This is a genomic window from Myroides indicus, from assembly GCF_004364575.1.
GTDB lineage: Bacteria > Bacteroidota > Bacteroidia > Flavobacteriales > Flavobacteriaceae > Flavobacterium > Flavobacterium indicum_A.
This window is the reverse complement of the sequence record NZ_SOAG01000003.1, coordinates 46,871-59,180: the sequence shown is the minus strand read 5'-3', so window position 1 is coordinate 59,180 and position 12,310 is coordinate 46,871. Positions and strand designations below refer to the sequence as shown.

Below are 12,310 nucleotides of genomic sequence, written 5' to 3'. Positions count from 1 at the left end.
TAGTTTGATGAAAAAATTACTTTTGTTTGTCTTTTTCGCTATAATACCTTTAATTTCCTGTTCATCTTCTGATGATAAAAATAATTTTGAGACAAAGATAATTGTCGATAAATCTTCTAAAATCACTGCTGTTATTGATGGAAGAGAGTATATATATGACAATATAAGTATAGAAAATAATTTAGTAGTAGGAGATCCTTATTCTTTTCCTTATCCGGAAGATTATGGGATTAAAGCATATATGGGCGATAAGGATAATTCTAACTTTCTTTTAATAGGTAATTATCGGGTAGGGCATGGTGTTGTTTCAAGAAATATTTATTTAAAAGTAGTAAAAGATGAAGTAGAGTATATTTCTTCAATTTCAGAAAATACAGAAATCAATATAACAGATTCTCTGGAAGGAAATATAAAAGGAGATTTTAAAGGATTGTTATTATTGCACAGTTCTTACAATGAAAATAATTCTCCGGAGGTAAATATCTCACGCGGAACTATAGATATTAAATATACATACGAAGAAGTTAAAAAAGAGAATTAGGTAACTAATTCTCTTTTTTATCTCGGATTATTTTTAGCTGCTTTTTGTATAGAGTAAATCAAATAAATAATAAAAACGAGAAAGCCTAAAAATGGAAACCAGTTTTTTTCTATTGACCACAAATCAGAACTGTCTAAATTAAAAATACCATATACCAACCATAACAATACAATAAAAGTAATTATTTTTTCTATTTTATTATTCATTTTCTCCTAATATTATATGGTCATTGAAAAAAGTTGTCTTTCCGGTTGATTTTGTTGTAAACGCAAATCAAAAGCCATACAGATATTTCTGATAAAAGCTCTGCCTTTTTGAGTAACTTTTATTTCAAAGCCATTTATTGTTAATAGTTTATCACTTACAAATTCGCTTAATTCTGCTAAAATAGGTTTAAAATCTACTTTATCCCAATCATCGGTTAAGTTAGTAGATAAGGCACACATCAAATTTAGAATATGTTTTCGTATTATCAAATCTTCTGATGTAAGAATATGCCCTTTTACTACCGGGATTTCATTATTATTCAATAAGGTATAATAATTCTCAATACTTTTTTCATTTTGAGCAAACGCATACCAGCTGTCACTAATTGATGAAACTCCTAATCCAATCATCAACTTCGTTTTAGATGAAGTATACCCCATAAAATTGCGGTGAATGCTTCCGTTATTTAATGATTTATATAGAGAATCCGTTTTAAAAGCAAAGTGATCCATACCTATTTCAACATACTCATTTTGTAAAAGCATTCTTTTTCCAACTTCATACAGCTCTCTTTTTTCGCGGTCTTTAGGAACATCTTCATCTTTAAAGCCTCGCTGTCCGTTGCCCTTAATCCACGGAACATGTGCATAGCTGTAAAAAGCCAATCGGTCAGGAGCAAGTGAATTCGTTTTTTCAATGGTGTCAATAATATGTTCTTTTTTCTGAAAAGGAAGACCAAATATTATGTCATGCGAAATAGAGGTATATCCGATTTCTTTTGCCCATAAAGTAACTTTAGCCACATCGTGAAAAGATTGATTTCGGTTTATAGCTTTTTGAATATCCGGATTGTAATCCTGAACCCCAAAACTTACCCTTGTAAAGCCCAAATCATATAAAGCTTGCAGATGATTTTTTGTGGTATTATTCGGATGTCCTTCAAAACTGAATTCTTTGTTGTCTGAAATATTACCCAAAGCTATAATCCCTGCAATCAGTTTAGTTAAACTTTCGGCAGAGAAAAAAGTAGGTGTTCCGCCGCCTAAATGAATTTCTTTTATAACAGGTTTATCTTTAAATAATTTGCAGTATAACTCCCATTCCTTTAAAACAGCTTCTATATAAGGCAATTCTACCTCGTGTCTTTTCGTAATTCGTTTGTGACATCCGCAAAAGGTACACAGACTTTCACAAAACGGTAAGTGAATGTATAAGCTGATTCCTTCTGTTTTGTTGGATTCATCAAACGATTTTTTACAGAGGTCAAACCATGCCCTTTTATCAAAAGAAGAAGAATCCCAATAAGGAACTGTTGGGTAACTGGTGTATCTTGGTCCCGGAACATTGTATTTCTGAATTAATGGTTTAGTCATGGTTCAGTTTATTTCAAACAAAAATATTAAATTTGTCTAAAGAGAGATATGACATTTGTCATATAGTAATCATTCAAAAATCAGATAATATGAAAAAATTGTTTCTTGTTATTTTAATTCTTATAACGGGAATTAATTGCAGAGCTCAGGTAAGCGAAGAAGCTAATTTGTTAGAAAAAAAAGAATTTTATAAGGTTATTTCCCAAACAAAAAAGGTGCAACTTGTAGATGTCAGAACAGCGGAGGAATATAAAAACGGAACAATAAAATATGCTCAGAATATAGATTGCCTTTCAGATGACTTTATAGAAAATACAGATAAATTAAACAAAAAAGAGCCTGTTTATATTTTTTGTAAATCAGGTAACCGAAGTGCCAAGGCAAAGGAAAAAATGATTGAAAATGGTTTTGAACAGGTATATGAATTAAAGGACGGATATTTAGCGTGGAAAAAAGAAAACGAATAGATGATGAGTTGTATATTTATCAATATTTTAAGACCCGAAATTCTCCGAATTAAATATAACTTTTTATTTTTGGAAAAAACAAAAGAATAATTTATGGATGCAGCATCATTTGGAGGTTTTTTAAGAACATTATTGATTATCGCGGTACTTTATTATGTTTTTAAGTTCGCTATGCGCTATCTATTTCCTATTTTTGTATATAAAATGGCAAAGAAAGCGGGGGAAGGATTCCAAAAACAACAACAGGAATTTTACCAGCAGCAAAATACTAAAACACATTCAGATTCAAAATACAATCAACAACAAAATAAAAGCGAAAAAGTACCGCGTTCGACTAAAGTAGTGGGAGAGTATATCGACTTTGAAGAAATCGATAAATAAATTAAAGCCTTTGTTAAAAGGCTTTTTTTGTTTTCTAATATTTTGCAAGTTCACTTCATAGCTTGCGCAAAATTAATTACTTTAGCCTATTCATTAAAAAAAGAAAACTACCGTAATAATGGATAGATTTAAAAGATTTTTGCCTCATATTTTGGTAATCGCAGGGTTTATTGTAATTGCTCTAGCTTATTTTTCACCTGTTTTGAAAGGTCAGGTAATTTTTCAATCTGATATTGCTCAATATACCGGAATGGCCAAAGAACAAAATGATTTTAGAGCCAAAACAGGAGAAGAACCCTATTGGACCAACAGTTCATTCGGCGGAATGCCAACTTATCAGTTAGGAGCAAAATATCCGTTTAATTATGTCAAAGATGTAGATTCTATACTTCGGTTTTTACCCAGACCTGCAGATTATTTGTTTTTGTATTTTATCGGATTCTATGTTTTATTGCTATCGTTAGGAACAAAACCTTTGCATTCCTTTATCGGAGCATTAATGTTTGGATTTTCTACCTATTTAATTATTATTCTGGGAGTCGGACACAACGCAAAAGCACACGCTATTGCGTATATGCCGATGGTTTTGGCAGGTGTACTGCTCGTTTTTAGGAAGCATTACGTCAAGGGAGGTTTACTCACACTTTTTGCTGCTTCGCTTGAAATAAGTACCAATCACTTTCAAATGACTTATTATTTGTTGTTGTTGTTAATTGTTGTTGCTATTTATTATTCAATTCTATATATCAAAAATAAAGATTGGAAAGGTTTGTTTGTCGCTTTTGCCATTTTTATAGGAACAGGAATTTTGAGTATTGGTGCCAATGCAACTAATTTGATGGCTACCGCAGAATATACCCAGTTTAGTACGCGAAGTAATAGTGAACTGACTTTTAATCCGGACGGAACCCCAAGAGAATCGTCCAATGCAATGACATATGAGTATATCACGCAATATAGCTACGGAATTTTTGAAAGTTTAAATCTTTTAGTTCCCCGACTGACCGGAGGAGCAAATGATGAAAAATTGAACCAGTCTTCAAATTTGTATAGTTTTTTTATAAATTTAGGTGCGTCGCCGGCAGAAGCAACTGAAATGGTTAGGAAAGCTCCGACATATTGGGGCGATCAGCCTGGGGTTGCCGCTCCTGCTTATATCGGAGCAGTTGTCTTTTTTTTATTTGTACTTTCTTTTTTCAGTGAAAAAAGAAAATTAAAATACATTTTTATTGCCGGAGCAATATTATCTCTCTTGTTGTCCTGGGGAAAAAATTTCCCACTTTTAACCGATATTTTCATCAATTATGTTCCGCTTTACAACAAGTTTAGAGCAGTATCGTCTATTCAAACCATATTGGAAATGTGTGTTCCGGCAGTAGCCGTTTTAGGATTGTATAGCTTTTTTAAACTGGAATCCAAAGAACAGTTGATAGCAGTTAAAAAAACAGGACTTATTGCCGGAGGAATTTTAGCTTTATTGTTTGTAATCAAAGGAACTCTTTCTTTTTCAGGGGTAAACGATGGTTATTACAGAGGTGTTTATGGCGAAATAGGTCCGGGATTTGTAAAAGCTCTTATAGAGGACAGAAAAGCCATGTATTCCGCAGATATTTTAAGGTCATTTATTTTTATTGCTTTAACTGCTTTGGTTTTATATCTGGCATCTGTAAAAAAACTAAAAATGAATTATGCAGTGATAATGATAGGATGCTTGGCAATTGTTGATTTGGTAAGTGTGGACAAAAAGTATGTCAATGATACCAATTTTGTATCGGCTCAAATAATGAAAGAACCTTTTGCAATAACTGAAGCAGATAAGGAAATTTTAAACGATCCTTCTCATTTTAGGGTATATGAATTAAACGGGGGATTTAACAGTGCGAGAGCATCCTATTATCATAATTCCCTCGGGGGATATCACGCTGCTAAACCTAGAAGGATGAACCAGCTGTTGGAATATCAGATTAGCAACAAAAATTATATGCCTGTTTTTAATATGCTGAATGTCAAATATATTATTCAGCAAGACGAGCAAGGACGAGATATGGCAATGTTGAATCCGGATGCAAATGGCAATGCCTGGTTTGTATCATCCGTTAAAAAGGTTGATTCTGCGGACGAGGAAATGAAAGCACTTTCCAGTTTAGATACTAAGAAGGACGCTGTTTTTAATACCGTTGCATTTAACCATATTGATCTTAAGAACTCCTACACCGTAGATTCTCTTGCAAGTATCAAACTTTTAGAATATTCTCCAAACAAGCTGGTGTATCAATCCGAAAATAATAACGATGGCTTAGCTGTTTTTTCGGAAGTTTATTATCCTCACGGATGGATTGCTAAAATAGACGATATTGAAACTCCGATTTTTTCGGTGGATTATGTTTTAAGAGCTATAGAATTGCCAAAAGGGCAGCACAAAATAGAATTTTCGTTTGAACCGAAGGTAATTAAAACAGGAAGTCATATTGCATTGACAAGTGCAATATTTATTCTATTGATTTCTATGACAGCGGTCGCATACAGCATCAGAAAAAAACAAAAGAAAAAGAGTAGAGAAGAATAATCAAAACGTTGTGAAAAAGAAAAAAGTATTAATTATTACTTATTACTGGCCTCCTGCGGGAGGTCCGGGAGTTCAAAGATGGTTGAAGTTTGTTAAATATTTGCCGCTCTTTGATATAGAGCCGGTGGTATATATTCCCGAAAATGCTGCATACCCTCTTCTGGATTCAGTCTTAGAACATGAAGTAAGTGAAAATTTGACGATTTTGACTACTCCAATTCGCGAACCGTATCGATTGGCTAAAATATTATCCGGTAAAAAAAGCAGTGATTTGAGCTCGGGTATGATTTCTCATAAAACTAAACAGTCGGGACTTGAAAAATTATTGCTTTGGATTCGTGGAAATATGTTTATTCCTGATGCCCGTGTCGGCTGGGTAAAACCTTCAGTTAAATTTTTATCAGACTACCTGAAAAAAAATAAAGATATAGATACTATCATCACTACTGGTCCTCCACATAGTTTACATCTTATAGGTAAGAATCTCCAGCAATTGAATAATGTAAAATGGATTGCTGATTTTAGAGATCCATGGACCACGATAGGTTATCACAAGCAATTAAAATTATCCGAGAGTGCCAGAAAATCTCACTTAGCAATGGAAAAGAACATTCTTGAGTCAGCAGATCATATTATTACAACTTCAAAATCTACAAAACAAGAATTTCAAATCAAAACAATTCGTCCGATAACTGTTATTACTAATGGCTATGATGTAGTTAATTTAGGAAAAATTACTTTGGACGAAAAATTCACCCTATCTCATATAGGATCATTTTTATCCGATAGAAACCCAAGAGTATTGTGGAAAGCTATTAGTGAATTAAGAAAAGAAAACACGGAGTTTAAAACAGCTTTTCAATTAAAGTTGGCAGGCAAGATTAGTGATGAAATTAAACAAACATTAAAAGAATTTAGACTTGATGACGCTGTTTTAAATTTGGGATATGTTTCTAATGAAGAAGCTTTGCGGCAAATGCGTGCTTCTCAGGTTTTACTATTGATTGAGATAGATTCTGAAGAAACACAAGCTATTATTCCGGGTAAATTGTTTGAATATATGGCGGCAGAGCGACCAATATTGGGAATTGGTCCTGAAAATTCTGACTTTTTTGAAATTATAAAACAAACCAATACAGGAAAAACTGCCTTATACAACCAAAAGGAAGAAATAAAGAAAATTTTGTTAGAGTATTTTACCCAATATCAGCAACAACAGCTTAATGCCTATGCGATGGGCTTACAGTATTTTAGCCGTTATAAACTAACGGAAAAATTAGCGGCAGTAATTAATAAAACATAATTGTCTGTATTCAAAAAATATTTACATAATCAGTTATTTGTACTTATTTATTTAGCTTGAAGAGGTAAATTATTATTTGTTATGGTAGAGTTTTTAGTCGCTAAAATTCAAACTTAGCAATGAGTTTAAATAAAAACTCTTGTATATAATATTTAAAATTAAATATTTAAGTTTTGTCCCCCAAATGTCCACCCCCTCTTTTTTTGTTTTTTAAACTATATGAGTACTTTTACAAATAATAAATTAAAACTAAGACAAAGAATTTAATATTTTTTGGATTAGTTTTCTTTATAGATTTCCAAAAAATACCCTATTTGGGGTATTGATTGGAATGTTTATATCTATTTTTTTTGCTAAAAATATTTATAACGGTCAATTGTTTTAATAAAAATAAAAATATGAAAGTTTTTACTTCCTTGATTTTGTTTGTTGTAATCTTAATGTTTCTTTCATATCAAGAAAGCATAAGAAGCAATTTAAATGAACATTCAATTGTGATAGAAGAAGTTGAAAAACGAGATTCTCTGCCTATAAACTCGTATAAGGATGTAGTGCAAAAAGAAATAGAATGTTGTATATGATATTGTAGAAAAGAAAATTTAATTTCCTCATTCTATGCAAGAATTCCACAGATTAAAGATATATATAATTTGTATTAATTATCTATAGATTATAAAGAAGATTTAAAAATTAAATGTTTGTAATACAACTAAAGCATGATAGATAAAAGACACTCCAAAAACTATGAGTTCTTTATATATAGTCATAACAACCTATAAATTGTGAAAGGAAAATAAAATTGATTAATGTGATATAGCTTAATAAAATAGTAAATAAGAATAAAATAGAATAAATTTGTGGCGTATTTTTTGCCCTTATCTAATTTTTAAGAATAAAATATATGAAAATAGGAATAACATTCAGTGCATTTGATTTATTGCACGCGGGACATATAAAAATGCTCGAAGAAGCAAAGAGACAGTGTGATTACTTAATTGTAGGCTTGCAAACTGATCCGACGATTGATCGTCCTGAAAAAAACAAACCTACCCAAACTGTGGTAGAGCGATATATCCAATTAAAAGGCTGTAAATTTGTAGATGAAATTGTACCTTATGCAACTGAGCAAGACTTAGAGGACATTTTGCGCTCTTTTAAGATAGACGTTCGTATTTTAGGTGATGAGTATAAAGACAAAAATTTTACAGGCAGACAATACTGCGAAGAAAAAGGCATCGTGTTTTACTTTAATCGTCGAGATCATAGATTTTCGAGTAGTTCTTTACGAAAAGTAGTAGCAGATAAAGAGAATACAAAAGTAAAAAACATTGGTTAATAAATCGATAACAAAATAATAAAAAGTCATGTTCTGAAAATATTTTCAGAACATGACTTTTTATATGTTCAAAATGAAATTTAGAGTTTAAAAAGTTTTAAGTTTGTAAATCATACTTAAAAGTTAAAAATATCAGAAAACACTATGCCTAAAATACAAAAAATATGCTGTGTAGGAGCCGGTTATGTGGGAGGACCGACTATGTCAGTGATTGCTCAAAAAAATCCCCATATTCAAATTACTGTAGTTGACTTAAACGAAGCCCGAATTAAAGCTTGGAATGACAAAGACTTAACTAAACTCCCTATTTACGAACCAGGATTAGATGCTGTGGTGGCGGAAGCCAGAGGACGTAATCTGTTTTTTGATACCGATGTAGATAAAGCCATCGATGAGGCCGATATGATTTTTATATCCGTAAATACGCCTACCAAAACTTATGGAAAAGGAAAGGGAATGGCAGCGGATTTAAAGTATATCGAATTATGTGCTCGTCAAATTGCCAGAGTAGCAAAAACAAATAAAATTGTGGTTGAAAAATCTACTTTGCCCGTACGTACAGCACAAGCTATTAAACGTATTTTAGATCAGACCGGAAACGGAGTTGAGTTTGAGATTTTGTCTAACCCTGAGTTTTTGGCAGAAGGAACAGCAATTCAGGATTTGATGAATCCTGATCGTGTATTGATCGGAGGAGATCAAACAGAAAAAGGGCAAAAAGCGATTCAAGAACTTGTAGATATTTATGGAGCTTGGGTTCCTCGTGAACGAATTTTAACCACTAACGTTTGGTCGTCAGAATTGTCAAAACTAACAGCAAACGCGTTTTTAGCACAAAGAGTTTCAAGTATTAATGCCATTTCAGAATTGTGCGAAGTTTCAGGTGCAGATGTCAATGAAGTCTCTCGTGCTATTGGTACAGATAGCAGAGTAGGAAGTAAATTTCTCAAAGCTTCTGTCGGATTTGGAGGTTCTTGCTTTCAAAAAGATATTTTAAATCTGGTTTATATTGCCAAGACTTACGGATTAGATGCTGTAGCGGATTATTGGGAGCAGGTAATTATCATGAACGATCATCAAAAAAGAAGATTTGCTGAAAAAATTGTCACAACGTTATTCAATACCGTAAATGATAAAAAAATTGCATTTTTGGGTTGGGCATTTAAAAAAGACACCAACGATACTCGTGAGTCCGCGGCTATTTATGTTGCGAATGATCTGATAGAAGAAGAAGCAAATATACATGTATATGATCCTAAGGTAACCGAACAGCAAATGCTGTCCGATTTAGATTATCTAAATACGCGGAATTCAGAGGCTAACCAAAATCATTTAACTGTTCATCAAGATCCTTATATAACGCTAAAAGATGCGCATGGTATAGCTGTTTTAACCGAATGGGATGAATTTAAAACTTATGATTGGCAGCGCATTTATGACAATATGCAAAAGCCCGCGTTTGTATTTGACGGTCGGAATATTTTAGACAGAAAAGAACTGGAAAAAATAGGATTCGAAGTCTATACAATCGGAAAAGGAGAGTAATTAAGGGAACAAGGTAACGAGTGAATAGTTTCCAGATCAACATGTTCTCAAACAATAAAAATAAAAAGTGGGAGATATTAAAAGTCATAAAGATTTATTAGTATACCAAAAGGCGTTAGATTTTGTAGTTGCTATTTACAAAGAAACAGAGGTGTTCCCTGAGTCAGAAAAATTTGGGCTGATAGTTCAATTGCGTAGAGCAGCAGTGTCAATACCTTCAAATATTGCAGAAGGTGCTGCTCGCCAAGGAATAAAAGAATACATCCATTTTTTATACATAGCATTAGGCTCGTTGAGTGAAATAGAAACACAATTGGAAATAGCGTATCGACTAAGATTTATAACAGATATAGATAATTTAAGTAAAGAATACTTACATATAAAAAGGATGTTATTAAAATTAATAACTACACTAAAAAATAAACAATAAACGAATGTGTAAGGCAAGTGAACAAGGTAACAAAGGTAGCAATATAACAAGTTTCCAGGTTCCCAAGTCAACACGTTCCCATATAACAAAAAAATGAAATTAAAATTTTTAACCACCCTCACATTACTAACATTTTTTTGTCAAACAGGAAAGGCACAGCAAAGTGATATCTGGAGTAAGATCCGATTAGAAGCTGGCTGGGGATATAATCTGCCAACTGCACCGACCTCAGGAATAACAGCAAGTGATTTTGCCGGAGTAAAAAGCTTTTACGGAGGAGTAAAATATGAGTTGGATGATGTATGGGGAATCAGAGGAACATACGCTTTCAATTCATTTGAACACAAAAACGACAAAGATTTTGGTTTAGATGTCCATAAGCTGATGGCAGAAGCCACTTACAATATTTTACAAGCATCCGGAACAGATTTTGCCCATACATTTGATGTAGAAGCACATGCCGGATTAGGACTTTCACTGGCAGACAGCAAAGTAAGTTCGGGTTCGGATAAAATGGTAAGCTTTCAGCTGGGAGTAATGCCGCAATACAAAATCACAGATAATGTAAGTGTTCTGTTAGATGCTTCCTATGTTATCAATTTGGGGCAAAATTACAACTATGCAGGTGTTCACGCCAAAGAAAACGGAAAAGGAACAACAGGTGGCTATTTTACAGCCAATATAGGAATAGCAGTCAAGTTTTAAAAAAATCAATTTGAGACAGTTTAAAGTATCGATTGCTCAAAAAAAAATAAAGCAAACGGTTTATTGTCATTCTGAACTTGTTTCAGTAACTAATAAAAACACAAGATAAGTTATGAAAAAAATCGCAGTAATAGGTCAAGGATATGTAGGATTACCTTTAGCGATAGCATTTTCTAAACATTTTCCGGTTGTTGGTTATGATATTAATGAAAAGCGGATAGAAGAATTAGAACAAGGAAAAGATTCTACAAAAGAAGTAGAGGGAGAGCAGTTAAAAACAGCTCTTTCAGAATATAAAATTTCAGAAGGAGTAAAAGGTTATTTTCCAAGTGCTGATTTAGATAGTCTGACACAAGCTGATATTTATATTATAACTGTTCCCACGCCGATTAACGAATTTAATGCACCTGATCTAACCCCTTTAAAACAAGCCTCAAAGTTAATAGCTTCAGTCCTTAAAAAAGGAGATATTGTCATTTATGAATCTACGGTGTATCCGGGTTGTACCGAAGAAGAATGTATCCCTGTGATAGAACAGTATTCTCAGTTGAAGTTAAATGAAGATTTTTTTGCAGGATATTCTCCTGAGCGCATTAATCCCGGGGATAAAATTAATACGTTAGAAACTATTGTTAAAGTAACTTCAGGTTCTACTCCTGAAGTTGCAGTAAAAATAGATAACTTATATAAGAAAATTATAAAGGCAGGCACACATTTAGCTCCCTCATTAAAAGTGGCTGAAGCAGCAAAAGTAATTGAAAATGCACAGCGTGATGTTAATATTTCTTTTGTAAATGAACTGGCATTAATTTTTGACAGAATTGGTATTGATACCCACGAAGTTTTAGAAGCTGCGGGTACAAAATTTAATTTTCTAAAGTTCAAGCCGGGATTGGTAGGAGGACACTGTATTTCGGTAGATCCTTACTATTTAGCGCATAAAGCCATTCAATTAGGATATTATCCGGATGTTATTCTATCGGGAAGACGCGTAAATGATGAAATTCCTTTGTTTATTGCAAATAAAGTTGTTAAACTGATGATTCAAAAAAGAATAGATGTCAGTCGTTCCAGGGTTTTATTATTAGGTTTTTCTTTTAAAGAAAATTGCCCTGATACTCGTAATACAAAGGTAGCTAAGATTTACAAAGAATTAAGCTCCTATGGAATCGAAGTTGATGTGTACGATCCATGGGTAAATCCTGTTGAGGTAAAAGAAGAATATGGAATTGAGATAATCACTGAGATAGACAGACTAAAACAACACAGGTATTTAAGAACAGATCATCGATACGGTTTAACAGCAAGTCCATATAGTGGCGTATTATTAATGACAGCTCATCAGGAATTTAAAAACCTTGATATTCGCTCTCTGGTTAATGAGCCAGGGATTGTTTTTGATGCAAAAAGTGTTTTAAAAAAAGGAATTGCTGATGATAGATTGTAATAGAAAGAC

At 32.9% G+C, this 12,310-nt stretch carries 12 protein-coding genes; 10 read left to right on the top strand and 2 right to left on the bottom strand.

What is annotated here, in order from left to right; all coding sequences use genetic code 11:
• Positions 1-7: 7 nt before the first annotated feature.
• A complete protein-coding gene (locus C8P70_RS01795) occupies positions 8-541 on the top strand; it encodes a hypothetical protein (protein ID WP_133711647.1) in 534 nt (177 codons plus the stop codon).
• A gap of 17 nt (positions 542-558) precedes the next feature.
• Here the strand turns inward: C8P70_RS01795 and C8P70_RS01790 are convergent, their stop codons facing one another.
• Positions 559-747: a hypothetical protein gene (locus tag C8P70_RS01790; RefSeq protein ID WP_133711646.1), complete on the bottom strand. Its 189-nt coding sequence runs from the start codon at positions 745-747 to the stop codon at positions 559-561.
• A 12-nt stretch (positions 748-759) separates the two neighbouring features.
• Positions 760-2,121, bottom strand: a complete 1,362-nt coding sequence (gene hemN / locus C8P70_RS01785) for an oxygen-independent coproporphyrinogen III oxidase (protein ID WP_133711645.1) — start codon at positions 2,119-2,121, stop codon at positions 760-762.
• 89 nt (positions 2,122-2,210) lie between these two features.
• Here hemN and C8P70_RS01780 point away from each other — a divergent pair, with 89 nt between their 5' ends.
• The 9 genes from C8P70_RS01780 (at position 2,211) to C8P70_RS01740 (ending at position 12,301) form a co-directional block, all read left to right on the top strand.
• Positions 2,211-2,588 carry a rhodanese-like domain-containing protein gene (locus C8P70_RS01780; protein WP_133711644.1) on the top strand — a complete coding sequence of 126 codons (378 nt, stop codon included), beginning with the start codon at positions 2,211-2,213 and terminating at the stop codon, positions 2,586-2,588.
• A 93-nt stretch (positions 2,589-2,681) separates the two neighbouring features.
• Complete coding sequence (locus C8P70_RS01775) at positions 2,682-2,969, top strand: DUF4834 family protein (RefSeq protein WP_133711643.1); 288 nt, start codon at positions 2,682-2,684, stop codon at positions 2,967-2,969.
• A gap of 118 nt (positions 2,970-3,087) precedes the next feature.
• Positions 3,088-5,535, top strand: a complete 2,448-nt coding sequence (locus C8P70_RS01770; protein WP_133711642.1) for a YfhO family protein — start codon at positions 3,088-3,090, stop codon at positions 5,533-5,535.
• Between the two features lie 10 nt (positions 5,536-5,545).
• Positions 5,546-6,838, top strand: a complete 1,293-nt coding sequence (locus C8P70_RS01765) for a glycosyltransferase family 4 protein (RefSeq protein ID WP_133711641.1) — start codon at positions 5,546-5,548, stop codon at positions 6,836-6,838.
• A 901-nt stretch (positions 6,839-7,739) separates the two neighbouring features.
• Positions 7,740-8,174 (top strand): adenylyltransferase/cytidyltransferase family protein, encoded by a 435-nt coding sequence (locus C8P70_RS01760; protein ID WP_133711640.1) that lies wholly within the window; start codon positions 7,740-7,742, stop codon positions 8,172-8,174.
• A gap of 144 nt (positions 8,175-8,318) precedes the next feature.
• Positions 8,319-9,719: a UDP-glucose 6-dehydrogenase gene (locus C8P70_RS01755; protein ID WP_133711639.1), complete on the top strand. Its 1,401-nt coding sequence runs from the start codon at positions 8,319-8,321 to the stop codon at positions 9,717-9,719.
• Between the two features lie 67 nt (positions 9,720-9,786).
• Positions 9,787-10,149: a four helix bundle protein gene (locus tag C8P70_RS01750; protein WP_133711638.1), complete on the top strand. Its 363-nt coding sequence runs from the start codon at positions 9,787-9,789 to the stop codon at positions 10,147-10,149.
• Positions 10,150-10,242: 93 nt separating this feature from the next.
• Complete coding sequence (locus C8P70_RS01745; protein ID WP_133711637.1) at positions 10,243-10,854, top strand: outer membrane beta-barrel protein; 612 nt, start codon at positions 10,243-10,245, stop codon at positions 10,852-10,854.
• A gap of 112 nt (positions 10,855-10,966) precedes the next feature.
• Positions 10,967-12,301 carry a nucleotide sugar dehydrogenase gene (locus tag C8P70_RS01740; RefSeq protein ID WP_133711636.1) on the top strand — a complete coding sequence of 445 codons (1,335 nt, stop codon included), beginning with the start codon at positions 10,967-10,969 and terminating at the stop codon, positions 12,299-12,301.
• Positions 12,302-12,310: the final 9 nt, after the last annotated feature.